The sequence below is a fragment of the Nonomuraea sp. NPDC049607 genome, from assembly GCF_040675375.1.
Classification (GTDB): domain Bacteria; phylum Actinomycetota; class Actinomycetes; order Streptosporangiales; family Streptosporangiaceae; genus Nonomuraea.
In genome coordinates, this window is the sequence record NZ_JBFAOV010000001.1 from 587,749 (window position 1) to 612,111 (window position 24,363).

Here is a 24,363-nt window from a genome sequence, read left to right on the forward strand (position 1 = left end):
CCCGTGTCGAGTCCGGCCGGTCGTCTGATGTGAGGCGGCTAGCCGTCACGCGAAGCATCCGGATGACCGGGCCCCCTGGCGACGCGTGGCGGTCAGGATGACCGGCCGGGCTGCCATCGGCATTGACGAAGGACAGCTGTGATCAACCATGTGTGGATGACACGTCTGGACGACGAGCTGTACTCAGGACTCGACGACGGACCGTTCGACGGCGAAGCCGTCCAGCAGGAGTTTCAGGTCGCCGGCTTCGGGGGCGCCGAGCCTGGTGAAGACGTCGTAGGCCTGCCGGAGGCAGTCCAGGCTCCGCCCGGTGCTGCCAAGTCCGCGTAGCGCCCGGCCGAGCACGGTGAGCGAGAGCGCCTCGCCGTACGGGTGGCCGATCTCGCGCGAGACCACGAGGGCCTGCTCGGCGTGGCGTACGGCGTCGGGGTAGCGCCCGGCGGCGATGAACGTCTCGGCCAGCCGGGAGCACACGCGCTGCTCCCAGACGCGCTGCTTGCTGGAACGGAAGAAGGCCAGGCACTCGGCGTGGTGGTGCACCGCCTCGGTGAGCCGGCCGACCCGGCTGAGCACGATGCCCAGGTGGTAGCGGGCGCGGGCGGTGCCGGCGCCGCTGCCGATCTCGGTGAAGATGGCCAGGCCCTTCTCCGCCGCCGCGATGGCGTCGTCGGCGTGGCCGAGGCCCAGGTGGTCGCGGGCCGAGTAGCTGAGCACCAGGGCCTCGCCGGCGGGCACGCCGTTCTCGCGGTAGTAGCGGGAGGCGGCGTCGAACAGGGCCAGGGCCTCGGTGTGGCGGCGCTGCCGGCCGACGACGACGGCCAGCGCGTTGAGCACCTCGCCGGTGACGATCTTCTCGTGGCGGGCGTCGGAGAGCTCGTACACGCGGCGGAAGTGCGTCTCGGACTCCGAGAGCCGGTTGCTCGCGAACAGCACGCGGCCCAGCACGTAACGCGAGCGCAGCTCGCTCGCCTCGTCGTCCAGGCTCAGCGCGGCGGCGAGCACCGCGCGGGTGCCCTGGTCGAACTCGCGGGTGTGGGTACCGGCCTCCAGCAGCGGTTCCATGGCCACCAGCATGTCGGCGGCCGGTAGCAGCTGCTCGCCCGTGGGGGATGCGGTCGCGGCCTGGTTGATGGCCGCGAACAGCGAGTCGCCCTCGGAGATCAGCCAGGCCACGGCCTCGTCGACGGAGGTGAAGGTGAGCCCGCTGCCGACCACGGCCAGGTTGTCGGGGATCATGCTGCCCTCGTAGGCCAGCTGATGGGCGGACCGGGACGAGGCCAGGTAAAAGCCGAGCAGCCGGCGCAACGCCAGCGACTTGTCCTCGGGACGCTCGGTCTTGTCCAGGACGCGCCTGGCGAACAGCCTGAGCAGGTCGTGGAAGCGGTAGCGGCCGGGCGCGGTGGCCTCCAGGAGGCTCATGTCGACCAGCGACTCCAGCAGCTCCTCGGCCTCGTACATGGTCATCGCCAGCACGGCCGCGGCGGCGCCGATCGAGATGTCGGGGCCCTTCGGCAGGGACAGCAGGCGGAACGCGCGGGCCTGGGCGGGTTCGAGCTGGCCGTAACCGAGCGCGAACGTGGCCTCGACGGCCAGGTTGCCCACGCGCAGCTCGTCGAGGCGGCGCTGCTCGTCGGCCAGCCTGGGCACCAGCGAGGCGACCGTCCAGGAGGGGCGGGCGGCCAGCCGCGCGGCCACGATCCGGACGGCCAGCGGCAGGAATCCGCAGGCGGCGACCACGTCCATGGCGGCGCCGTGCTCGGCCGCCACCCGCTCGGGACCGGCCACGGTGGAGAACAGCGACAGCGCCTCGTCCGGCTCCATGACGTCGAGGTCGATCAGCCTGGCCGCGGGCAGGTCGGCCAGCTTGGCCCGGCTGGTGACGATCGTGGCGCAGCCCGGCGAGCCCGGCAGCAGCGGGCTGACCTGGTCGGCGTCGCGGGCGTTGTCCAGCAGCACGAGGATGCGCCGGTCGGACAGCAGCGAGCGGTAGAGCGCCGAACGTTCGGCCAGGCCGTCGGGGATGACGTCAGGGGGGACGCCGAGCGCGCGCAGGAAGCCGCCGAGCGCCGACTCCGGCGCGGTCACCTCGTCGCTGTGACCGCGCAGGTCGGCGTAGAGCTGGCCGTCGGGGAACAGGTCGTCGGCCGTGTGCGCCACGTGGACGGCCAGCGTGGTCTTGCCGACGCCGCCGATGCCGCACAGCGCCACCACCGGCACGCCCTCCGCCGACGACTGCGAGGACAGCAGGGTGTGGACGCGGACGGCCACCTCCTTGCGCCCGGTGAAGTCGTTGACCGCGGCGGGGAGCTGCGCGGGACGCGGCAGTTCGAGCGCGGGCGGCTCCTCGGCCTCGTGCTCGTCGGCGGCCTGCTCGGCCGCGGACGGGGGAGGCGTGAGGGCGAGCGCCGGGTCGGCGGCCAGGATGCGCTGGTGGAGCGTGGTCAGCTCGCTGCCGGGCTCGATGCCCAGCTCGTCGATCAACGCCTCGCGCGTCTCGGTGAACACGTTGAGCGCGTCGCCCTGCCGTCCGCACCGGTAGTAGGCCAGCATGAGCTGGGCGCGCAGCCGTTCGCGCAGCGGGTGCTCGGCGGTGAGCGCGATCAGCTCGGACACGACCGCGGCGTGGTCGCCCAGCTCCAGGTCGAGGTCCATGAGGGTCTCGATGACGCTGACGCGGCGTTCGGCCAGGCGGTCGCGCTGGTGCTCGGCGTACGGGCCGACGGCTCCGGCCAGCGGCTCGCCCTCGAACAGGGTCAGCGCGGCCCGCATGCCCTCGGCGGCGGCGGAGAGGCGGCCGGACTTGCGCGCGGACTCGGCCTCGGCGATGCCACGTTCGAAGCGGGTCAGGTCGAGGGCGTCGTTGGGCAGACGGAGCGCGTAGCCGCGGCCGATGGAGGTCAGCAGCTCGGGGCGGGAACGGGCGGGCCTGTCGGGTTCGAGGACCGTGCGCAGGCGGGAGACGTACGTGCGCAGCGCGCCCAGGGCGCGGGGCGGCGCGTCCTCGCCCCAGACGGCGTCGATCATCTCGGCGGGCGTGACCGCCCGGCCCTCCCGCAGGAGCAGCATGCCGAGGATGGAGCGTTGCAGCGGGGTGCCCAGGTCGAGTTCCTGCCCCTCGCGCCACGCGCGGACGGGACCGAGCACGGCGAACCGCAGCCCGCCCTCAACGCTCTGACCAGCCATGCCGTCTGTCTCCTGGGCAATGGAACGATTTGTGTCCAAATGATAGATCCAGCACTACTCACCACCTAGAGCTGGGCTGATCACCGAACGACCCGTTGATCCGCCTTTGATCCGGTGTTGACCGCGCCTCCGCATGCTGATGGTGGGCCGGACATGACACACCGACACGGGGGCGTGTCATGTAGAGCCGATGGGGACGCAGAAAAATACAGGCCCCGCCCGGAAAAGTATGGGCGGGGCCGTTGCCGATGTTCCTACGCTGCCTCTACCAGTCCGAGCCGCATGGCCAGCCGTTCTCGGACGAGCGGCCATTCGGAGTTCAGGATCGAGTAGAAGGCCGTATCTCGGACCGTGTTGTCGGCGCCTCGGCTATCCGCTCGCCGCACCCCGTCGAAGTGTGCGCCGAGGGCCTCGATGGCGGCCCGGGATCGGACGTTCCTGACATCTGCCTTGAGTGTGATGCGGTGGACGTTCCAGGTCTCGAAGGCGAGCGAGAGCATGAGGAACTTGCTCTCCCGGTTGACGCCCGTGCCCTGGGCGCAGGCGCCCAGCCAGGTGTAACCGATGTCCGCCACGGACGGGATGTCGCCCACCGCACCCCGTGTACCCGGAGGCCAGGGCATGGGGCCCTGCCAATACTCCAGGTGCATGAGACGGGTGGCACCGACCACGCGGTCGGTGTTCAGCCACCGGATGGCGAAGGGCAGCGTGCGGCCCTCCGCCTGCTCAGCCATGGCGGCCTCCACATAGGAGACCATCTCGTCCCGGCCGTCCGGGACGCGAGTGAAGGCGTAAGTGGAGCGGTCTTCACTCGCCGCGGCGACGAGATCGTCGATCACCGCGTGGCTGAGAGGTTCCAGGCGCACGGAGCGCCCGGACAAGGTGACAAGAGCGGGCATGAGCACATGATGAGGCTCACGCGGGGCGCGTGTAACCAGGCTCTCGGCACCATCTTTCCCGGGTTTCTTGATGTGCGGTGTTTCCGCAGGTCAGAGGGCTGATTTGGTGGATGGTAAACCAGCTCTTGGGGAAAGATTCGCCTAACCGTGACATGGCGCCGGGACCAGCGCCGGGTGCCGTTCACCGACGACGCCGTGACGGACCAGGGACAGCTCCTTCAAGCCCATGGACAGATGGTTCAGATTTGCCGCGATCCACGGGAGTTGAAGGGGATCGGTGCTGGTCAGGGCGGTCATGCGCTCTTCGGGCGTGTCGCCGTAGAGCAGGCTCACCGCCACGCGTACGCGGGCGGCCGACGGGTCGTCACCGAAGGCGTGTCCGGGAAGGACGCCGATGCCGTGCTCGTCCAGCAGGATCCTGGTGAGGTCGGCGGAGCCGCCCAGCCTGAGATGGCTCAGGTCGGGATAGAGGTAGAAGCCTCCCTGAGGTCGCGGCACCGAGGCGCCGATCTCCGTGAACCGCTCGTGGACGGCCCGCGCCACGATGCCGTGCAACCGGCGGCTGGCGGCGACGCGGTCGGTCAGCTCGCGCGGCTCCTCGAAGGCGTAGGTCGCGGCCTCCTGGACGGGCGCGGCCGGCGCCGACCAGATCTCGCTGGCCACCGCCAGCAGCCGGGTACGCAGCGCGTGCGCGCCCTCGGGCAGCCGGGCCACGCCGATCCGCCACCCGCCGAGCGCCAGGCTCTTGCTGAGCCCGGTGGTGATGATCGTGCGCTCGGGCGCGAGGTCGGCCGGCGAGGTGTAGACCGCCGACTCGTCGTGGACGAGGTCGCGGTAGATCTCGTCGGAGATCACGATCAGGTCCAGCTCGCGCGCCACGGCCGCCAGGCGGGCGACGGTCTCCGGCGTCGCCAGCCGGCCGGTGGGGTTGTCGGGCAGCGTGACCAGCAGGGAGCTGACGGTCCTGCCCTCAGCCCGCGCCCGGCGGACCGCCGTGACGACCAGGTCCGGGTCGGGGACCCCGCCCTCTCCTGGCGGTGCGGGCACCAGGATGGGGCGGGAGCCCACCAGATCGGCCTGCGCGGCGTAGCTGACCCAGCTGGGCATGGGCAGGACGATGTCGCCGCCGATCGCCAGGAGCAGGCCGTACAGCAGCGATTTGCTGCCCGGCCCGCAGACGACCAGCTCGGGCTCGGTCAGGAGCCCCCGTCGTGTCCAGTAGCCCGCTGCCGCGGCCCGGAGCCCGGACGCCCCCGCGACCGGCCCGTAGCCGTTGCGCTCGGAGGCGGCGGCCAGCTTGTCGCGCAGCGCCGGGTGGACGGGCAGGCCGGCCTCGCCGAAGGCCAGGTGCAGCACGCGTTCCCCGGCGCGTCGTCTTCGTTCGATGTCTTCGTTCGCCGCCAAGGTGGCGGACAAGGTCACCGTCATGTTTGTCACGTTCCCAGGGTGGTTGTATGAAGGCATCAGGACAAGCGAGGCTTTTTGTGGGTAGGCATAAGGAAGTCTGATGCTCGAATTCCGGCGTTTGGCACTGATCTGCGAGTTCGCTCGCCGTGGCAGCATCGCGGCCGCCGCCGAGTCCCTGGGCTACAGCCCGTCGGCCGTCTCCCAGCAGCTCGCGGCGCTGGAACGGGAGACCGGCACCGCGCTCATCGACAGGACCGCGCGCAGCGCGGAGCTGACCGATGCGGGACGCCGGCTCGTCCAGCACGCCGAACGCATCCTGTCAATGGTCGAGGAGGCCGAGTCCGACCTCTCCGCCCATGCGGGCACCCCTTCGGGGCGCGTCGTCGTCACCGCCTTCCCCACGGCGGCCGTGGCATTCGCGCCGGCGCTCGCGCGTTCGCTGCGCCGCCACACCGAGCTGACGCTCCGACTGGGCCAGAGCCGGTCAGGCCGGGGGATGCGGGAGGTCCAGTCGGGCGAGGTGGACATCGCCCTGGTGGACGACTGGTACGGCGCGGTCCGCGAGAGCGAGAGCCTGCGGGTCTTCCCCCTGCTGCGCGACCCCATCGTGCTCGTCGTGCCGCGCAGGCACCGGCTGGCCGACCCCGACGTGCCGCTCGACCTGCGCGAACTGCGCGACGAACCGTGGATGGCCACCCCCGACGGCGAGCCCTCGCGCCTGGCGGTGGACCGGCTGTTCCAGGACGTCGGCGGCACCCGGCCGACGCCCTGGGAGTTCGAGGGGCTGGGGACGATCCTCTCGCTCGTCGCCAAGGGCATCGGCATCGCGGCGGTGCCCGCGCTCGCGCTGGCCGCCGGGGTGCGGGGGCTGTCGGTGCGGGAGTTCCCCGGCAGCCCGGTCGGCCGCGACGTGCACGCGGTGGCCCGCAGGTCCAGCGTGCACCGGCCGTCGGTGTCGGTGACGTTGCGGGCGATCCACGTGGCCGCCCGGTACATCGCGGGCGATCTGGAACCGGTGACCCCGGCCGAGCGGTAGCGTCTGCGCATGGCGCCGACGTACGAGATCGAGCAGCTCCTGCTGTCCATGCCGAGCACCCGCACGGTCGCGGGCGTCGACGAGGTGGGCAGGGGCGCGTGGGCGGGGCCGGTGACGGTCTGCGCCGTCGTGACCGACCTGTCCGAGCCGCCGCCCGGCCTGACCGACTCCAAGCAGGTCTCGGCCGCCAAGCGGGGGCCGCTCGCCGACGAGCTGACCGCGTGGGCGGCCGGCATCGGGTTCGGCGAGGCGAGCCACGCCGAGATCGACGCGCTCGGCATGACCGAGGCGCTGCGCAGGGCCGCCCGCCGGGCGCTCGAAGCCCTGCCGGTGCGCCCCGACGCCGTGATACTCGACGGCAAGCACGACTACATCGGCGCTCCCTGGCCGGTCCGCCTGGAGATCAAGGGCGACGCGGCCAGCGTCTCGGTCGCGGCGGCCTCGGTCCTGGCCAAGGTGCGGCGCGACGCGTACATGGGGCTGATCGGGCATGAGGAGTACGGCTTCGCGGAGAACGCCGGATATCCCTCGCCCGCACACCAGGAGGCCCTGGCCCGGCTCGGCCCCACGCCGCACCACCGGCTCTCCTGGTCCTACCTGGACGACCTGCCGCAATGGCGGCATCTGAAGCAGGTCAGGGATCCGCTCGTGGGTGAAGGGCAGGCCGCGCTGTTCGGCTGAGCCGTAGGATCGGGGGAGTGCGGATCGGGATCTTCGTCATCGCGGCGTGCTTTCCCGGCCAGGATCCCGGGCGGGTCCTGCGGAACTCGGTGGAGCTGATCGAGGCCGCCGAGGCGGCCGGGTTCCACGACGCCTGGATCGCCGAGCATCACTTCATGTCCTACGGCGTGTGCCCGTCGGCCGTCACGCTGGCCGCCGTGGCCGCGGGGCGTACCAGCCGGATCGGGCTCGGCACGGCGGTGAGCGTGCTGTCCTCGCAGCATCCCGTCGCGCTGGCCGAGCAGGCGGCCATGCTGCACCACCTGTCGGGCGGGCGGTTCACGCCCGGCGTCGGCCGGGGCGGCCCGTGGGTCGACCTGGAGGTGTTCGGCACCGGGCTCGACCGGTTCGAGCGGGGGTTCGCCGAGTCGCTCGACCTGCTGGTCGAGGCCCTGTCAGAGGGGTCGGTGGCGGCCGAGGGGGAGTTCTTCCGGTTCAGGGAGGTCGCCCTGGTGCCACGGGCCCGGCTGCGGCCCGTGGTGGCCTGCACGTCGGGCTCGACGGTGGCGCTGGCGGCCGAGCGCGGGCTGCCGATGCTGCTCGGCATGCACATCGGCGATCGGGAGAAGGCCCAGCTGGTCGCCGAGCACGTCGCGCGCGGCGGGAGCCCGGCGGGGCACCTGGCGGCTGGGGTGGCCCACGTGGCCGACACCACCGAGGCGGCCGTCCGCGAGCTGAAGGAGTCGATGCCCGCGTGGCTCGGCCCTGGGCTGGCCGGCTACCTGCCGGTGGACGACCGGCCGCGCCCGGCACGGGACGTCGCCGCCTATGTCGACCTGCTGACGCGCATCCACCCGGTGGGCTCGCCCGCCCACTGCGCCGAGGTGCTGCTGCGCACGGCCGGGAGCACCGGCATCGAGCACGTCATCCTGACCGTCGAGGGCATCGGCGACCACCGGCGGGCCCTGGAGGACGTGCGCCGCATCGGCGCGGAGGTCCTGCCCCTGCTGAGGGGCTGACGGGCGAGCCGGGACGGCCCGGCTCGCCCGTGGGTTCAGCAGTCGACCAGCTCCGGTTTCTGGTTGAGGATCTGGGCCCGCGGGGTCACGAACTCGTCGAGGGCCTTGGTGGCCGACGGGTCGAAGACGGCGACCCGGTGGCAGTTCTGGAAGGCCAGCCGTACGCCGAAGTGGCGTTCGAGCGCGCCGCGCATCGCGTCGCTCGCCAGACACCGCAGGAGCTGGCCACGGGCCTCCTCGGACGGCGGTGGCACCTGGTTGTCGGCGAACTCGGCTCCGCTGCGCTCGCGCTCGGTGACCAGCTCACTGATCATCGACCACGCGTAGGGGAGCGAGTCGCGGACGCAGGCGACGAACGCGGCGTCGTCCACGTCTCCGGCTCGGGCCTGGTCCAGCAGATCGTTCGGGACGGTCAGCGACATGCTGTCTCCTCTCGAAGGGGATCGAATCTGACGTTATGCGGGGGAAGAGGGTCGCTCCAGATGCCTGGAGGTGTGGTTTACGGGCCGTAGACGAAGTCAGGATCGATCTGCTCGGCCAGGTCGGCTCCCGTACGGGCGTTGGCCCACGCGCGGGCGTTGCGCAGGTGGAACTCCGCGGTCTGGCGGCCGAAGCGCGCCCAGTCCTTCTCCTGCCCGTCGAGCGTCTTGCACAGGACGGCGAGCGCGTCGAGGTTGGCCGGCTCCAGGTCGTCGAGGGTGAAGTGGCGGCCCTGCTCCATGGCGCGCACCGCCGAGGAGTGCTCCATCCAGGTCAGCAGGTCGTCGCCGACGTGCTCGCGCAGGAACTCCACGTCGGACGGCCCGTGGACCTTGTTGCCGACCACGGCGAGCGCGACGTCGTACTTGGCGGCGTGGTCGCGGTACTGCTGGTAGACGCTCACGCCCTGCCTGGTGGGCTCGGCGACGAGGAAGGTCAGGTCGAAGCGGGTGAACAACCCCGAGGCGAAGGAGTCGGACCCGGCGGTCATGTCGACCACGACGTATTCGCCCTGGCCGTCGACCAGGTGGTTGAGCAGCAGCTCGACCGCGCCGACCTTCGAGTGGTAGCAGGCCACGCCGAGGTCGTCGTCGTCGAACGGGCCCGTGGCCAGCAGGCGCAGGCCATGAGGGGTGGTCACGGCGTAGTCGAGCGCGGCCAGGTCGTCGAAGCGCAGCAGGCGCGAGCCGCGGCCCGGCGGGGTGGTCTTGACCATGGTCTCGGCCGAGGCGATGCGCGGGTTGTCGCCGCGCAGCAGGTCTTTGATCGCGGTGAGGTGGGCCCCGAGCGGCTCGGGCTGGGCGTCGAGGCCGAGCACCAGGGCCAGGTGCTGGTTGATGTCGGCGTCCATGACGACCACCGGGTCGCCCTGGCTCGCCAGGTGCCGTGCGAACAGCGCCGAGATCGTCGTCTTCCCGCTGCCGCCCTTGCCGACGAATGCCACTCTCACGTGCGCTCCCTGAAATGACGATGAAAATCGTTTCCGTTGGGCCCGGGCACCATCATGCCACACTCCGTACACGGGTGATGGCTGTCGGGAAGGTGAGGGTTCAGCCGCAGGCGGCGTCGAGGCTGACCGGGCTCTCCGGGTCCTGGGTCGGCTCGGCGGAGTGGTGCGCGCTCGCCGACCGGTTGGCGGGGCGCTCGTCCAGGGACTCGGAGACCTTGCGCCTGATCAGGTACCAGTCGGGCGTGACGGTGCTGATCAGCGGCGGGACGAAGCTCAGGCTCCTGATCCTGGCGTCCTTCACCTTGTCCGACAGCTCGATCAGGGCCGGCAGCAGGTCCTGGGGCACGTCGCTGGAGATGGCCCGCTTGGTGGCCGCGGCCAGCTTCTCGAAGCTCTTGAGCACGGTCATCGGGTCGGCCTGCTTGGCGACCGCGTTGAGCAGGCACTTCTGGCGGCCCATGCGGACGTAGTCGTCGCTGTCGGTGCGCGACCGGCCGTACCAGAGGGCCTCCTCGCCCGAGAGTTTGCGGGTGCCCGCGGGGAGCAGGCCCTCACGGTACTTGCCGTACACGATGGGGTACTTGACGGTGACCCGGACGCCGCCCATCGCGTCGATGATCTCGGCGAACCCCTTCATGTCGACCATGGCGTAGTAGGGGACCGGGATGCCGAGGATGTCGCTGACGGTGCGCTTGAGCAGCGACGGGCCGCGCTTGCCCTTGGGGACGCCGGGGACCATGTCCGGGTGGTCCTCGGCGTACTGGAAGATCTCGTTGAGCAGGCCGGGGGTGTTGGGGCCGTCGCCGGTGAAGCCGAAGGGGAAGCGGCTCCGGGCCGGGCCGTGCGGGAGCTGGACCTTCTGCAGGTTGCGCGGCAGGCCGAACAGGGTGGTGGCGCCGGTCTCGGTGTCCACGCTGGCCACGGTCATGCTGTCGGTGCGCACGCCGGGACGGCCGGGGGCGGCGTCCGCGCCGATGAGGAGGAAGTTGACGCGCTTCGCGCCGTGCCACGGGTCCTGGGCGACGATGGGGGCGCTGTTGTCGGTGGGGGTGGAGAAGACGCTGCTGACGACGTCGCGGGACAGGTAGGCCAGGCGGGCCGCGTACGCGGTGGGGGCCAGGACGAGCGCGCAGAGGGCGGCTGCGAGCGTGGTGGTCAGGAAGCGTCCGGCGATGTCGGAGGAGTCGGGGCGGACGAGCAGGAACGAACGGATGATCACCGCGGTCCAGGCGAGCGCGATCACGACCAGCGCCACGGTGAGCAGGGTGAGCCAGCCGGGCTGGACCGCCAGCGACAGCAGGCGCGTGCTGAACGCCGTGAACACCGTGAGGATGCCGGCGAGCATCAGGACGTAGGCTGCCATCAGGGCGATGCCCATCCGATGGCGGTGGGTGGCCAGGTGCGCCACCCCCCAGAGGGCGGCCGACGCCACCGTCAGCGCAATGCTCGCGCCTAGGCCGAATTCGCGATGTTTCCCTGTCATGCCTGGTCAAACCCCCAATGCCAGCCCATCCAAGTCACCATAGTCATTGCGTTGCGGCTCAATTGAGGGTGAAGGGGCAGTGTTTGCTCAATTCCCGGTCAAGACCATCTTGAGATATAACGTGAGAGTGAGCACTCGACACGGTAGCTACGGATTCGACGCACCGTGGGCCCTCGGCGGACTGTCCTTCGGAGCGATCGTCCTGCTGGCTCTCGCGGTGGTCTCCTTCATGCTGGACATCCCCGCCGCCGGGATCGCCTTCGCCTTCGGCGGGCTCTACACGCTGGCCAGCGCGGCCAGCTACCTCTACACCACCCGCCGCGGCAAGTTCGCCGTCTGGGGCGAGCTGCTGGAGCCGCTCGAAGGCGGTGAGCGGGTGCTCGACCTCGGCTGCGGGCGCGGCGCGGTGCTGCTGACGGCCGCCGCCCGGCTCACGTCCGGACGGGCCACCGGGGTCGACCTGTGGAGCCCGAAGGACCAGTCGGGCAACGCCGCGGCCGTCACCCTGGCCAACGCCGCGGCGGAAGGCGTCGCCGACCGGGTCGACCTGGTCACGGGCGACATGCGCGCCCTGCCGTTCGAGGACGGCGCCTTCGACGTCGTCGTGTCGAGCCTGGCGATCCACAACATCCCCTCCGCCGAAGGTCGCGAGCAGGCCGTCCGCGAGGCCCATCGGGTGCTGCGGCCCGGCGGGCTCATGCTGGTCGCGGACTTCCGGTACGTGCCCGCCTACGAGGACGTCCTGCGCGGACTGGGCGTGATCGACATCCGCGTGCGCGACCTCGGCGCACGCCTGTGGTACGGCGGCCCCTGGTTCGGCACCACCCTGGTCGAGGCCAGAAAAGCCGCCTTGTAGGGAACGTTTGCCGTTCGTTTACCGGGTACCCAAGTGCCCTTATGAGCGACGTGGAAACCGGCACGGTAACTACCAAAGTGCCCGCACGGCTGGACCGGCTGCCGTGGTCCCGCTGGCACTGGATGATCGTCATCGGTCTCGGGACCGTATGGGTCCTCGACGGGTTAGAGGTCACCATCGTCGGCAACCTGTCCGGGCAGCTCGCCAAGCCCGGCAGCGGCCTGGACATCACCCAGGCGCAGGTCGCCGGCTTGGCCGCGGCCCTTTATGTCGCCGGGGCCTGCGTGGGGGCCCTGTTCTTCGGCTGGCTGACCGACAGGTTCGGCAGGAAGAAGCTGTTCCTGCTGACGCTCGTGGTCTACCTCGCGGCCACGCTGATGACCGCCCTGTCCTTCGACGCCTGGTGGTTCTTCCTGTTCCGGTTCATGACCGGTTTCGGCATCGGCGGCGAGTACGCGGCCATCAACTCCGCGATCGACGAGCTGATCCCGAGCCACCACCGGGGACGCATCGACATCATCATCAACGGCAGCTACTGGCTCGGCGCGGCGGGCGGCGCGCTGCTGACCGTGCCGCTGCTGAACGACCTGCCGGTCAACATCGGCTGGCGGGTGGCGTTCGGGCTCGGCGTGGTGCTCGGCCTGGCCATCCTGCTGGTACGCAGGAACGTCCCGGAAAGCCCCCGATGGCTGTTCATCCACGGACGCGACCGCGAGGCCGAGCAGCTCGTGGACGACATCGAACGCCGGATCGGCGGCGACCTGCCCGAGCCGCGGGAGTCGATGACCATCCACCAGCGCAGGTCGATCGGTTTCCTCAGGATCGCGCACACGATGGTCGCGCTCTACCCCAAGCGAACGGTGCTCGGCCTCTCGCTCTTCATCGGCCAGGCGTTCCTGTACAACGCGATCACCTTCGGGTACGCCCAGATCCTGACCACGTTCTTCAAGATCGACTCGCACACCGGCTACTACTTCGCCATCATCGCGGTCGGCAACTTCCTCGGCCCGCTGCTGCTCGGCAGGCTCTTCGACACCGTCGGCCGGGTCCCGATGATCACGGCGACCTACATCGGCTCCGGGGTGCTGCTGCTCGGCACCGCCTGGCTGTTCGGCCAGGGCGCGCTGACCGCGATGACGCTGACCCTCTGCTGGTCGGCGGTGCTCTTCGTGGCCTCGGCGGGGGCGAGCGCGGCGTACCTGACGGTCAGCGAGATCTTCCCGATGGAGACCAGGGCGATGGCGATCGCGTTCTTCTTCGCGATCGGCACGGCCGCCGGAGGCATCGCGGGCCCGCTCGTGTTCGCCTCGCTGGTCGAGAGCGGCGCGCCGGGCGACACGGCGCTGGCGTTCTCCATCGGCGCGATCGTGATGATCGTCGCGGGGCTGGTCGAGCTGGTCTTCGGGGTCAAGGCCGAGCGCAAGGGCCTGGAGGAGATCGCCGCGCCGCTCACCGCCGCGCGGGCCGCATGACGCGCAGCACCTGGGTGCTGTCGGCCAGGTACAGGTGCGGAACGTCCACGAACACCCGCATCGGGCCCCGGTCCAGCTCCAGGCCGCGGGCCATGGTCGCGTGCACCTCGGCGAGCGGCAGGTAGTTGAGGTAGCTGGTGAAGGCGTTCTGGGAGCGGAAGGTGGCGGTCATGACGAGCGCGCCGTCCCGGATCCGGAACGCCACGCCGATCAGGCACGGCACCGCGTCGTACGGCTCGCCCGGGGTGGTCAGCGAGATCCACGCGCTCTTGCTGTACGGCTTGACCCGCAGCAGGTCGGCGGCCCAGGCGAGCTGCCCCCTGATCCGCGCGCCGTAGCTGTACCTGAACGGCGGCACGACCACGTCCTCGCTGAACTTCCTGCTGTACAGGGCCACCCTCTCGGCGTCGCCGTACCGCGCGATGATCGGGTCGTCGCCCCTCACCTCGGCGATCTCGAACAGCACGGACGGCGCCTCGATCACGGGGCCGCGGTCGTCGTCGGCGAGGGTGCCCGCCGTCCAGACATGTCGCATCATCCACATCCACGCCTCCCCACATGACGCCCATGACGCAGGGCCGGGCATTCAGGTCTCCTGATTCGGGAACTCGTAGGGGTTGTGCGGGAGCCGGCGTCGCCTGGTCACGTTGCAGCGCACGTAGTAGACGGCGTAGTGGACCAGCGCGACCAGGAGGACGCCGAAGGTGAGCATGAGCAGGTTGGGCGCCTGCCCGCAGAGGCCCGTGAGGCCCACCGTCAGGTAGGTCGAGTTCGCCAGCGCCAGTGTCATCACGTTGATCCCGGGCCAGGCCAGCGGCGCGTACGTCTCCGGGAAGCGCGGGTCGGTCGGCAGGTTCGGGCTCCAGCCGAGCCGGTCCTTGAGCCTGGAGGCGTAGAGCAGGCGGAAGTTGTTGATCGCGCGGGCCGTCCTGGCGTGCGCGTCGACCGCCTCGATCAGCCGCAGGAACGGCAGCACGCTGAGCACCCCGAACGCCGTGACCAGGGCGAACAGGTACCACGGCACGCGCTGCCAGTCCGTGAGGCTCTGCGGGTCCACCACCTTGGCGCTGGTCAGGGCGATGGCCGCCAGGAACGGCCCCGACAACAGGCTCAACGCGAGCCTGGTCATCTTCAGCCGTTCTTCCTTCGCGGCCAGGTGGACCGCGTAGATGCCGGTGAAGTCCACGGCGGCGAGCTGGAGGAAGTGACTGGACTCAAGCCCGTCGTCCCGGATCATCATGCGAGGGGGGATCTTTCGCATGTGCGCTCCTGTAGTGCGTGACTCCAGTATTAGCGCGATTTGCCGGGTTGTGGAGGCGATTACTACCAATTGTTCCAACAAATCTCAACCGACGCCCGTCAACTGCGACGACATCCTCGCGACGTGGTCGATGTAGGCCGTCGGGAGGCCGTACAGGAGGGGCGCGATCTCCTTGTCGTGGATCACCGGCAGGGCGGCCAGCGCGTCGGAGGCCAGGCCGCGGCAGAACTCCAGCGTGTTGGGCACCAGGTCGCCCGCGCGCAGCCTGCGCAGCGCCTCGGCCACCTGCTCGTCGGTCATGTCACGGCCGAGCAGGTCGCCCAGGTCGGTGCCCGACAGCAGCAGCGGCAAGCTGTAGACGCCCTGCCGCAGGTCGTTGCCGGCCGGCTTGCCGAGCTGGGCGCTGGAGGCGGTCAGGTCGAGCAGGTCGTCCAGCACCTGGAAGAGCAGCCCGAACTTCTCGCCGTACGCCGCCACGCGGGCCCGGTCCTCGGCGGAGGCCCGCGCGCAGACGGCCGCCACCAGGCAGCCGGCCCGGAACAGCGCGGCGGTCTTGCCGGTGATCGAGCGCAATGCGCTCTCCCGGGTCCTGGCCGGGTTGAACAGCTCGCTCGTCTCCAGGTACTGGCCCTCGGCCAGCTCGACCACGGTGGCCGCGAGCACCTCGGCGACCGGCCTGGAGACCGCGGTAATGGCCGCCAGGCCCGCCCTGGCCAGCATGAAGTCGCCGATCACCAGCGCCTTGCCCTCGCCCAGCTCGGCGTTGAGCGTACGGGTGCCGCGCCGCTCGGTCGCCCGGTCCATGAGGTCGTCGTGCACGAGCGAGCCGGCGTGGATGAGTTCGACGCAGGCGGCGGCCGTGATCACCCGGCGGTCGGGGGCCCTGCCGAGGGCGAGCGAGGTCGCCAGCGTCAGCGCCGGACGCAACCGCTTGCCTCCGGCGCCGACGATCCGCCCGGCGCCCGCGTTGATCCCCGGCAGCGCGGACGAACCGCTGAGCCGCCTGATCCTGGCCTCGACCTTGAGCAGACCTTCGGCGACGGCGGGGCTGTTCACGAGTTGCTCCATGGGATCAAGCCTGCTCCTGAGCCGCTGTGCCGCGCCTGAGAGACGCTGAGGACGCTCTCAGCCCGAGGGTTGACCCTGACATCGTGTGAGCCGGTACGACAGGATGTCCCCCGGGCTTAGGAGGACATCATGGGAATGGCGGAGCGGGTCGAGGCGGCCCTGAACGCCGGCACGGCGCCCAACCTGCACGCGGTCGTGGTCATGCGGGGCGGCGAGGTCGTCGTCGAGCACTACGGCGCGGGCGTCGACCAGCGGATCACGGAGGAGCCCCGGCACGTCGTGTTCGACCGGGACACGCCGCACGACGTGCGGTCGGTCACCAAGAGCGTGGTCGCCCTGCTGTACGGCATCGCCCTGCGCGACGGGCTGGTGCCGCCGCCGGACGCCCGACTGGTGGAACAGTTCCCCGAATATCCGGATCTGGTGGCTGATTCCGAGCGGGCTCACCTCACCGTCGAGCACGCGTTCACCATGACGCTCGGGCTCGACTGGAACGAGGACCTGCCGTACACGAGCCCGGCCAACAGCGAGCTCGCGATGGAGCTCGCCCCCGACCGGTACCGGTTCGTCCTGGAACGCCCTGTGGTCGAGGAAGCCGGGAGGCGGTGGCGGTACTGCGGCGGCGCCTCGGCGCTGATCGGCGGGCTCATCGCGCGGGGCGCGGGCGAACCGCTGGAGGAGTACGCCACGAAGGTGCTGTTCGAGCCGCTCGGGATCATCCGGTCCGAGTGGACCAAGGGCGCGGACGGGGTGGCGATGGCCGCGTCCGGGTTGCGGCTGCGGCCCCTCGACCTGGCCGCACTCGGACGGCTCGTGCTCGGCGGCGGGCTCGGCATCGTCCCCGAGCAGTGGGTGCGTGAGATGACGCGGCCCCGCGTCGTCATCGACGGCACCTTCCGCTACGGCTACCAGTGGTACGTCAGCACCGGCGACCGGCCGTGGACCGAGGCCATCGGGAACGGCGGCCAGCGGCTGCTCGTGCTGCCCGGCGAGGAGCTGGTGGTGGCGGTGACGGCCGGCGACTACAACGGGGAGCAGGTGAGCGCCACGGCCGTGCTGGACGCCGTCCTCGACCGGTGAGCCGGTCACGGGACCAGCAGGACGCGGCCCGTGGCCGCCCGCGACTCCAGGAGGCGATGGGCCTCGGCCGCCTCGGCCAGCGGCAGGGTCCCGTGGACGGAGGCCCGGCTGCGACCTGAGCCGAGCCGGGCGAGCATCTCGGGGTAGTGCGTGCCGAACACCTGGCCCGCCCAGCCGGGGCCGCTGCAGCCCACGACGGTCAGGCCGCGCTCCATCAGATCGGCGGCCGTGACGGCGGCGGGCTCGCCGCTGAGCATGCCGTAGAACAACATCCGTCCGGTGCCGGGGACGAGCCGGTCGAGCACCCGCCGGGCCGACGCGCCGCCGATCGACTCGAAGACCACGTCGATGTCCGGCAGCGCGTCCGGCCAGGCCGGGTCGCCGTGGTCGACGGCCTGGTCGGCGCCGAGGTCGAGGGCCCGCCGCAGCTTGGCCGGCGAACCGGCGGTGGCGATCACCCGGGCCGCTCCGAACTCCTTGGCGTGCGCCACCACGTGCCCGCCGACCGCGCTCGTGCCCGCCTCGACCAGCACGGTCTCCCCGCCGCCGAGCCGGGCCCGGTGCAGCAGGGCGAGGGCGATCGCGCCGGGCGCGGCCCCGGCCAGGGCCTCCAGGGGCGTCACGTCTTCGGGGACGGGGCAGGTCATGGCGGCGGGCATGGCCACGTACTCGGCGTAGGCGCCGAGGCCGCCGGTCACTCCCACGCGGACGGTGCCGAGCAGGCCGCCATCCACGCCCTCGCCCACCTCGACGACCTCGCCGACCGCCTCCGCGCCGAGCACGGCGGGCAGCGGCAGCGGGAACGGCAGCGCGCCCGAGCGGATCTGCGTCTCGGCATGGCTGACGCCGATCGCCTGCGCGCGGACGACGACCTGGCCCGCGGCGGCGCGTGGGCGGGGCAGATCCACGGGTCGCAGGGCCTCGGGGCCGCCGGTCGCGTCGAGCTGGATGGCGAGCATGATTGTTCCTCCCATATCTGAACCGCTGGTCCAGTTAATATATGGACCTCTGGTCAACTTTGTCCATGGGAAACAATGACCGGATGGAACGTCGAGAGCGGGCCGACGCCGCGCGCAACAGGCGGGCGATCCTGCGGGCGGCCGAGGAGCTGCTGCGCCTGCACCCGCCCGAGCAGGTCTCCGTCGAGCGGGTCGCGGTGGCCGCGGGCGTGGGCAAGGGGACGGTGTTCCACCGCTTCGGCAGCCGTACGGGCCTGATGCGGGAGCTGATGAGCGAGCGGGCCCACGAGCTGGACCAGGCGGTGGCCGAGGGGCCGCCGCCGCTCGGCCCCGGAGCGCCGCCCGTCGAACGGCTGGTCGCCTTCCTCGGAGCGGTGGCCGAGCTGGCGGCGCGCAACGGCAACCTGGTCGCCGCGCACGAGCACGCGGTGGCGACGAGCAGGTCCGAGCCTCGCGAGGCCAACCCGATCTACGTCGGCTGGCACCGGCACGTCACCGCGCTGATCACCGAAGGACGGCCGGACGTGGACGCGGACGAGATCGCCCACCTGCTGCTCGGGTCCCTGCACATGGAGCCGATCGCGAGCCGGCTGCGCGCCGGGGACAGCGCGCGCCTCGCCCGCAGCTTCGCCGCCCTCGCCGAGGGGCTGCTCGGCAGGCCCGCGCCTTAGAGCCTGCTGACAAAGGCTTTAGCGCTCGTGGCTATGGGACCGTCGAGGGCTGGCCAGATCTTGTTGATGTCGCCCTGGTGAGACCATTGAGACGGCTGGACTCGGGAAGCTGTTGACGTTCTCGATCCCGAGGGTCTCGGCCGCAGCGACCAGATCCTTCGTCAGCAGGCCCTCAGGTTCATCTTGAGGAACCTTCGGTTCGCCTGAACTCTGGAATCTCCGCGGGGTCGACCAGCGTCGGAACAAAACGCGTAAGGCGGTCGCCTCGGCTGACCTTGGTGTTTCGTTCCGTCCCGATGTGTCTCCCACCCCTTCGGCAGCCATTCGCACACGCTCGGTGGGCGACAGTCATGCCGGGCGGCTCGTCGCCAGGTTGTGGATTCCTGTTCTGATGCGCTCGCGGGTCATCCCCGGAACGGTCAGGAGATGGTCGATGACGTCGGCGCGTAGTGCCGTGAACACGGCGTAGGCCAGGTACTTGGCGTCGACGTCGGGGGTGGTCGCGGCGAGTCGGCGGGTCAGTTCGGCGAGCCAGAAGCGGCTGGCGTTGTTGGCGTAGTAGGCGTCTGGTCCGAGGTACTCGAAGGCCCGGATGAGCGCCCGGTTGCGCCATACGAAGTCGAGCAGTGCCTCGACGTAGGTTTCCAGCGCTTCGGCTGGCGGGGCCCCTGGCCCGAGGGGTGGGGGACCGCTCTCAACCGCTTCGCGCAGTTGCGCGGCGCGGGGCTCCAGGATCTCCTGGATGAGGCCCGAGCGGTCGCCGAAGTGTCGGAAGATCGCTGCCTTGCTGACACCCGCCGCCTGCGCGATGTCCTGCACCGAGACGTTCGAGATGTCCTCTCGCGCGAACAGGGACGTGGCCGCGGCGAGGATCGCCGCGCGGTTTCTCGTCGCGTCCGCGCGGGCCTTGTTGGTCGGCAGCATGATCGTCCCCATTTGAAAATCGAACCGTCGGTTCGTATGCTACTGGAGCTGAAACAAACCATCGGTTCGTTTAGTTCAAAAGCAAGCCTCGATTCCGAAAGGCTCCGATGCCAGACAGCTATCAGGCAGTTGTGTTCTCCCGATATGGGGATGCGGAGGTCCTTGACCTCCTCGAGCTCGCCGTGCCCAAGCCAGGATGCGGGCAAGTACGTATCGGCGTCCGCGCCGCTGCCGTGAACCCGATCGATTGGAAGATCCGCTCCGGCGCGCTGGCCGACGTGATGCCCGTCGAGCTGCCACACGTACCCGGCATCGACGTGGCCGGCGTGATCGAGGCCGTCGGCGAGGACACACAGGGATTCGCCGTCGGCGACGAGGTACTGGGCAAAGCGCTCGCCGGCAGCTACGGCGAAAAAGCGCTGGCCCAGGTGGACCGGATCGCCGTCAAGCCGACGGGGCTCTCCTGGGAGCTTGCGGCCGCACTACCCGTTGCCGCAACGACCGCTCACCACGCGCTCGACGTGCTCAACCTCAAGTCCGGCGAGACACTGGTCATCAACGGCGCATCAGGCGGGGTCGGAACGCTCGCGGTGCAACTGGCCAGGCGGCGGGGTGCCACGGTGATCGGGACGGGCAGTGAAACCAACCACGACTACCTACGGTCGCTCGGAGCCACGCCGGTTCGCTACGGCACCAGCCTCGGCGAGCGCATCGCCGCGATCGCTCCTGGAGGCGTCGATGCCGTCCTGGACACCGCCGGCCACGGCTCGCTGCCCGAACTGATCAGCCTGGCCGGCGACCCCGATCGTGTCGTAACGCTGGCCGACTTCTCGGCTGGGCAACTCGGCGCCCGGTTCATCGCGGAGGAGCCCGGCGACATGCCAGCGATCCTCGCCGAGGTCGCGGGGCTTGCAGCCGCCGACGCGATCACGCTCCCGCTCACTTCCTACCGCCTCTCCGACTCCGCGGCCGCCCACCGCGCCAGCGAAACCGGCCACGTCCGCGGCAAGCTCGTGCTGATTCCTGACTGACACCTCCATGATCCCTGCGACGATCGGTGCCTGAAGCAGCTCAGCGGCCAGGAGCCCGTGTTGTGGTTTACACGCTCGCGTCCGTGGGCGCCATTGGTTGTGCTTCACCGGGGTGTCGATGTCGTGGCCGAAAGCCGTCCTACCCGGCCGCCATCCTCGGGATCGAGAACGTCAATAGCTTCCGCGTCCAGCTGTCCCAGTGGTCCCACCAGGGTTACATCAACAAGATCGGACCAGCCCTCTATGGCCCCATGCCCACGAGCACTTAAGTCTTCGTCAGCAGGCTCTTAGACCGGGCGCCGATCGGAGACGGAAGGCCGGTCAGAGGGGGAGGGTGGTGGCGGCGGCGTGGAAGGCGGCGACGGCCGCCCGGACCGCCGGATGGTCGCCGTAGCCGCGGCGGAAGGCGGCCCGCGTGCGGCGGCTCAGGGGAAGGCGGGTCAGCGAGACGCCGCCGGGCGGGGTGAGCGCCGCCAGCCGGGGCACGAGCGCGACGCCCTGCCCCGCGGCGGCGAAGGCGAGCACGGTGTCGAAGTCGTCGATGTGGTGCCGGACCCGCGGCTCGAAGCCGGCCGCCTGGCAGGCCCTGATCGCCATGGTGTGGCAGAGCGTGCCCGGCTTGCTCAGGATCCACGGATCGTCGCGGGCGTCGGGGACGCAGGCGCGGTCGGTCAGGTACATCGGCTCGGTGAACAGCGGTTCGGTCTCGATGGAGGCGTCGGTGACCGGGGGCACGAAGTCGTACTCGTGCACGAGGGCTACGTCGAGCTCGCCCGCCCGCAGCGCCGCCGAGACGTCGGCGGGGTCGATCTCGGCGACCATCGGCTCAAGGCCCGGGTACGCGCCGGTCAGACGGGCCAGCGCGGGCGGCAGCAGCACGCGGGTGGCCGTCGGGAACGCGCCGATCCGCAGCGGGCCCGACGGCCCGCCCCGGGCGGCGGCGAGCGCGGCCGAGGCGCGTTCGAGCTGTTCGAGCACGGCCTGCGCGTGCTCGACGAGCAGCAGCCCGGCCGGGGTGAGGGTGACCGTGCGGCCGGTGCGTTCCAGCAGCGGCACGCCCGCCTCCCGCTCCAGCGCGCTGAGCTGCTGCGAGACCGCCGAAGGCGTGAACGTGACCGCCTCGGCCACGGCGGTGATCGTGCCGCGCCTGGCCAGCTCGCGGAGCAGGTGGAGCTTGCGAGGATCGAGCATAAGTTCATCTTAAGCTCGAACGAAGAAATCCGAACTGGACCTAACAGGTCGTCGGGCGGCAGGCTCGGAGCATGCTGAGAGGAATCCACGTACCGCTGGTCACGCCGTTCACGTCGTCGGGCGAGGTGGCCGCCGACGCGGTCGAGAAGCTGGCCGGGCAGATGCTCGACGAGGGCGCGGCCGGGCTGGTGGCGCTGGGGACGACGGCCGAGGTGGCCGCCCTCGACCCCGCCGAGCGGGCGCTGGTGGTCGAGACCTGCGTCCGCGTGTGCGCCGGACGCCGGGCGGTGCTGACCGTGGGCGTGACCGGGAACGACACCCGGACGACGGCCGCGGCGCTGCGCGAGCTGCCCGCCGGGGTGGACGCGGCCCTGGTGACCGTGCCGTACTTCCTGCGGCCCGGCGAGCGCGGTGTGATCGCGCACTTCGAGGCGCTGGCCGAGGCGTCACCCGTGCCGCTGGTGGTCTACCACATCCCCTACCGGACGGGACAGGCCGTGGGAGCCGAGACCCTGCGGCGCATCGGGGCCCATCCGAACGTCGCGGGCGTCAAGTACGCCGCGGGCGGCATCGACCAGGACACGATCGACCTGCTCGCGGACCTGCCCGCCGGGTTCGAGGTGCTCGGCGGCGACGACGCGTTCGTCTCGCCGCTGCTCGCCCTCGGCGCCTCCGGCGGCATCCTGGCCTCGGCGCACCTGCTGACCAGGAGCTTCGTCGAGCTGGTGGACGCCTGGCAGGCCGGTGACGTGGCCACCGCGCGTCCGCTCGGGCACCGGCTGGCGCAGGTCTCCCGCGCGCTCTTCGCCGAGCCCAACCCGACCGTGATCAAGGGCGTCCTGCACGCCAGGGGCCTGATCCCCACGCCGGACGTGCGGCTGCCGCTGCTGCCCGCCTCGGCCGCCGCGGTGTCACAGGCCGACCTGGTGGCGGTACATCCAGGCCAGTGACTCCTGGCTCGCGCTCCGCTTCAGGAACATCGGCAGCATCAGGTCGCGGAAGACCCGGGCGACCGGGCCCGCGGCCTTGCTGTTGCTGATCGTCCTGGAGTAGGCCACCACCCGCTCGACCCTGGGCCGCCGCTCGGCCTCGAAGCGCTCGAACGCCTCGCGGTGGCCCTTCGCCTCCCGCAGGCACCTGGCCAGCACGACCGCGTCCTCGACGGCCAGCGAGGCGCCCTGGCCGGAGCTGGGCGAGGTGGCGTGGGCGGCGTCCCCGGTGAGCAGGACGCGGCCCTTGTGCCAGACGGGCACCGGCGGCAGGTCGTACACCGGCAGCGCCAGGTCGACCGGGCCGCGGCGGACGACGTCGGCCGAGACGTTCGCGTCGCCCTCGAACGCCTCCACCAGGACCGGCTTCCAGTCCGCCGGCACGTCGCCGAGCCGCCTGGGCAGGTTCGCGAACCACCACGTGTCGCCCGACTCGGCCACCGTGTAACCGAAGAAGGCCCGCTTGCCGAAGATCATGTTGTAGACGCCGGGCTCGCCGCCGACCCCGGCGTCCCGGACGATGCCGCCGAAGCTGTACAGACCGCTGTGGCGCGGGCCGGGCGCGCCGGGGTCGAGGAGCGAACGGGTGCGCGAGTGCACGCCGTCGCAGGCGATCAGCAGGTCGCCGGTGGCCGAGGTGCCGTCCTCGAAGGTGGCCACGACCTCGTCGCCGGTGTCCTCGTAGGAGACCAGGCGTTTGCCGTACGTGATGGGGATGCCGCGCCGGGCGGCCTCGTCACGCAGGGAGCCGTAGAGGTCGGAGTGGAGCACGGTGTGGCTGACCGTGCCGTCGTCGAGCCGCAGGCCGTTGGCCACCTCGCCGAGGCGCTTGCCGGTGCCGCTCCACATGACCATGCGCGGGGTGGGGATGGCCGACGACAGCGCCTCGCGGTGGACGCCGAGCACACGCAGGGCGGCCAGGCCGTTGGAGGCCAGGTTGAGGAACGAGCCGACGTTCTCGGCGCCCCGCCCGTACGCCTCGTGGATCTCGGGGTCGATGCCGACCGCCTGGAGGGCCATCGCCGTGACCGGACCGCCGATCCCGCAGCCTATGACCAGAGCCTTCATGGTGATATCCTTTCGTTCGACCGAACGAAATATATGAGAGCAGGCAGCGGGATGTCCAGAGATATTTCGGTGCATCGAAAGAAATTGTTGGACGAACTGGTCGAGGCGGGTCGCGAGAGCAGCAACGCCGCGGTCATGTACCACAGCGCCATGGGCGAGCGGCTGGGCCTGGGGATGACCGAGGAGAAGACACTCGACCTGCTCCAGCGCCAGGGCCCGCTGACCGCGGGGGAGCTGTCCCAGCACACCGGCCTGGCCCCGGCCTCGGTCAGCGGGCTGATCGACCGGCTGGAGGCCAAGTGGCTGGTCCGCCGGGTGCGCGACACCAAGGACCGGCGCCGGGTCATCGTGGAGATCAACTGGGAGCGGCTGGCCGGCTTCGGCGAGCTGTTCGAGCCGTTCGTGGCCGCGATGTCCGGCCTGTACGACCGCTACACCGACGAGGAACTGGCCCTGATCGTCGACTTCCTCCGGCGGTCCACGGCCCTGCAACGGGAGGCCACCACGGAACTGCGGGCCGAATAAAGGGCTGTACAAAGATCCCATTACGGGCTACCGTGTCCGGCGATATGGGTTACTGCTTCCTGTGATTCTCACGCCCGAGGCGCATCCGCGTTGAGCCGACAGCTACGCCGCGCCTCGTACCGGTCATATCCGCGTTGAGACAAGGAGGTGGA

General features: G+C 70.9%; 23 protein-coding genes. 10 read left to right on the top strand and 13 right to left on the bottom strand.

Annotation, left to right across the window (positions count from 1 at the left end):
* Positions 1–183: 183 nt before the first annotated feature.
* The 3 genes from AB0J97_RS03090 to AB0J97_RS03100 form a co-directional block, all read right to left on the bottom strand.
* Positions 184–3,183 carry a BTAD domain-containing putative transcriptional regulator gene (locus tag AB0J97_RS03090; RefSeq protein WP_364083733.1) on the bottom strand — a complete coding sequence of 1,000 codons (3,000 nt, stop codon included), beginning with the start codon at positions 3,181–3,183 and terminating at the stop codon, positions 184–186.
* A 254-nt stretch (positions 3,184–3,437) separates the two neighbouring features.
* Positions 3,438–4,082: a GNAT family protein gene (locus tag AB0J97_RS03095; protein WP_352318377.1), complete on the bottom strand. Its 645-nt coding sequence runs from the start codon at positions 4,080–4,082 to the stop codon at positions 3,438–3,440.
* A gap of 141 nt (positions 4,083–4,223) precedes the next feature.
* Positions 4,224–5,510 (bottom strand): pyridoxal phosphate-dependent aminotransferase, encoded by a 1,287-nt coding sequence (locus AB0J97_RS03100; RefSeq protein WP_364083736.1) that lies wholly within the window; start codon positions 5,508–5,510, stop codon positions 4,224–4,226.
* A gap of 79 nt (positions 5,511–5,589) precedes the next feature.
* Here AB0J97_RS03100 and AB0J97_RS03105 point away from each other — a divergent pair, with 79 nt between their 5' ends.
* From AB0J97_RS03105 to AB0J97_RS03115, 3 genes are read left to right on the top strand one after another with little or no spacing between them, the layout of a single operon-like run.
* On the top strand, positions 5,590–6,525 hold the full coding sequence (locus AB0J97_RS03105) for a LysR family transcriptional regulator (RefSeq protein ID WP_357693473.1): 936 nt from the start codon (positions 5,590–5,592) through the stop codon (positions 6,523–6,525).
* Between the two features lie 9 nt (positions 6,526–6,534).
* Positions 6,535–7,206, top strand: coding sequence for a ribonuclease HII (locus AB0J97_RS03110; RefSeq protein ID WP_364083740.1), 672 nt, complete (start codon positions 6,535–6,537; stop codon positions 7,204–7,206).
* Between the two features lie 17 nt (positions 7,207–7,223).
* Positions 7,224–8,204, top strand: a complete 981-nt coding sequence (locus tag AB0J97_RS03115) for an LLM class flavin-dependent oxidoreductase (protein WP_364083743.1) — start codon at positions 7,224–7,226, stop codon at positions 8,202–8,204.
* Positions 8,205–8,239: 35 nt separating this feature from the next.
* Here AB0J97_RS03115 and AB0J97_RS03120 read toward each other — a convergent pair whose 3' ends face one another.
* The 3 genes from AB0J97_RS03120 to AB0J97_RS03130 form a co-directional block, all read right to left on the bottom strand.
* A complete protein-coding gene (locus tag AB0J97_RS03120) occupies positions 8,240–8,626 on the bottom strand; it encodes an SCO5389 family protein (protein WP_357693479.1) in 387 nt (128 codons plus the stop codon).
* 77 nt (positions 8,627–8,703) lie between these two features.
* On the bottom strand, positions 8,704–9,633 hold the full coding sequence (locus AB0J97_RS03125) for an ArsA-related P-loop ATPase (RefSeq protein ID WP_364083747.1): 930 nt from the start codon (positions 9,631–9,633) through the stop codon (positions 8,704–8,706).
* A gap of 100 nt (positions 9,634–9,733) precedes the next feature.
* Entirely contained in the window at positions 9,734–11,065 is a 1,332-nt protein-coding gene (locus tag AB0J97_RS03130; RefSeq protein ID WP_364083750.1) for an LCP family protein, read from the bottom strand.
* A gap of 178 nt (positions 11,066–11,243) precedes the next feature.
* Between AB0J97_RS03130 and AB0J97_RS03135 the strand changes: the two genes are divergently transcribed.
* Together AB0J97_RS03135 and AB0J97_RS03140 are read left to right on the top strand one after the other, a co-directional pair.
* A complete protein-coding gene (locus AB0J97_RS03135) occupies positions 11,244–11,972 on the top strand; it encodes a class I SAM-dependent methyltransferase (RefSeq protein WP_364083753.1) in 729 nt (242 codons plus the stop codon).
* Positions 11,973–12,013: 41 nt separating this feature from the next.
* Entirely contained in the window at positions 12,014–13,444 is a 1,431-nt protein-coding gene (locus AB0J97_RS03140) for an MFS transporter (protein ID WP_357693487.1), read from the top strand.
* On the opposite strand, the gene AB0J97_RS03145 is transcribed toward AB0J97_RS03140, so the two are convergent.
* The 3 genes from AB0J97_RS03145 to AB0J97_RS03155 form a co-directional block, all read right to left on the bottom strand.
* Positions 13,422–13,982, bottom strand: a complete 561-nt coding sequence (locus tag AB0J97_RS03145) for a hypothetical protein (protein WP_364083756.1) — start codon at positions 13,980–13,982, stop codon at positions 13,422–13,424. The two genes, AB0J97_RS03140 and AB0J97_RS03145, sit on opposite strands and share 23 nt — an antisense overlap.
* A gap of 48 nt (positions 13,983–14,030) precedes the next feature.
* A complete protein-coding gene (locus tag AB0J97_RS03150) occupies positions 14,031–14,705 on the bottom strand; it encodes a hypothetical protein (protein ID WP_357693491.1) in 675 nt (224 codons plus the stop codon).
* An 84-nt stretch (positions 14,706–14,789) separates the two neighbouring features.
* Complete coding sequence (locus tag AB0J97_RS03155; protein WP_364083759.1) at positions 14,790–15,773, bottom strand: polyprenyl synthetase family protein; 984 nt, start codon at positions 15,771–15,773, stop codon at positions 14,790–14,792.
* Positions 15,774–15,902: 129 nt separating this feature from the next.
* On the opposite strand from AB0J97_RS03155, the gene AB0J97_RS03160 reads away from it, so the two are divergent.
* Positions 15,903–16,853, top strand: coding sequence for a serine hydrolase domain-containing protein (locus AB0J97_RS03160; protein ID WP_364083762.1), 951 nt, complete (start codon positions 15,903–15,905; stop codon positions 16,851–16,853).
* 5 nt (positions 16,854–16,858) lie between these two features.
* Here the strand turns inward: AB0J97_RS03160 and AB0J97_RS03165 are convergent, their stop codons facing one another.
* Complete coding sequence (locus AB0J97_RS03165) at positions 16,859–17,812, bottom strand: zinc-binding dehydrogenase (protein WP_364083764.1); 954 nt, start codon at positions 17,810–17,812, stop codon at positions 16,859–16,861.
* A gap of 83 nt (positions 17,813–17,895) precedes the next feature.
* Between AB0J97_RS03165 and AB0J97_RS03170 the strand changes: the two genes are divergently transcribed.
* Positions 17,896–18,483, top strand: a complete 588-nt coding sequence (locus AB0J97_RS03170) for a helix-turn-helix domain-containing protein (RefSeq protein WP_364083767.1) — start codon at positions 17,896–17,898, stop codon at positions 18,481–18,483.
* Positions 18,484–18,831: 348 nt separating this feature from the next.
* On the opposite strand, the gene AB0J97_RS03175 is transcribed toward AB0J97_RS03170, so the two are convergent.
* Positions 18,832–19,419 (bottom strand): helix-turn-helix domain-containing protein, encoded by a 588-nt coding sequence (locus AB0J97_RS03175; RefSeq protein WP_364083770.1) that lies wholly within the window; start codon positions 19,417–19,419, stop codon positions 18,832–18,834.
* Positions 19,420–19,514: 95 nt separating this feature from the next.
* Between AB0J97_RS03175 and AB0J97_RS03180 the strand changes: the two genes are divergently transcribed.
* Positions 19,515–20,438 (top strand): NADP-dependent oxidoreductase, encoded by a 924-nt coding sequence (locus tag AB0J97_RS03180; protein WP_364083773.1) that lies wholly within the window; start codon positions 19,515–19,517, stop codon positions 20,436–20,438.
* Positions 20,439–20,759: 321 nt separating this feature from the next.
* Here AB0J97_RS03180 and AB0J97_RS03185 read toward each other — a convergent pair whose 3' ends face one another.
* Positions 20,760–21,629: a LysR family transcriptional regulator gene (locus AB0J97_RS03185; RefSeq protein ID WP_357693502.1), complete on the bottom strand. Its 870-nt coding sequence runs from the start codon at positions 21,627–21,629 to the stop codon at positions 20,760–20,762.
* Between the two features lie 71 nt (positions 21,630–21,700).
* Between AB0J97_RS03185 and AB0J97_RS03190 the strand changes: the two genes are divergently transcribed.
* Positions 21,701–22,579: a 4-hydroxy-tetrahydrodipicolinate synthase gene (locus tag AB0J97_RS03190; protein ID WP_364083777.1), complete on the top strand. Its 879-nt coding sequence runs from the start codon at positions 21,701–21,703 to the stop codon at positions 22,577–22,579.
* Here the strand turns inward: AB0J97_RS03190 and AB0J97_RS03195 are convergent.
* Positions 22,541–23,686 carry an NAD(P)/FAD-dependent oxidoreductase gene (locus AB0J97_RS03195; protein WP_364083780.1) on the bottom strand — a complete coding sequence of 382 codons (1,146 nt, stop codon included), beginning with the start codon at positions 23,684–23,686 and terminating at the stop codon, positions 22,541–22,543. The two genes, AB0J97_RS03190 and AB0J97_RS03195, sit on opposite strands and share 39 nt — an antisense overlap.
* Before the next feature lie 84 nt (positions 23,687–23,770).
* Between AB0J97_RS03195 and AB0J97_RS03200 the strand changes: the two genes are divergently transcribed.
* Complete coding sequence (locus AB0J97_RS03200) at positions 23,771–24,211, top strand: MarR family transcriptional regulator (RefSeq protein WP_364083783.1); 441 nt, start codon at positions 23,771–23,773, stop codon at positions 24,209–24,211.
* The last annotated feature ends 152 nt before the right edge of the window (positions 24,212–24,363 follow it).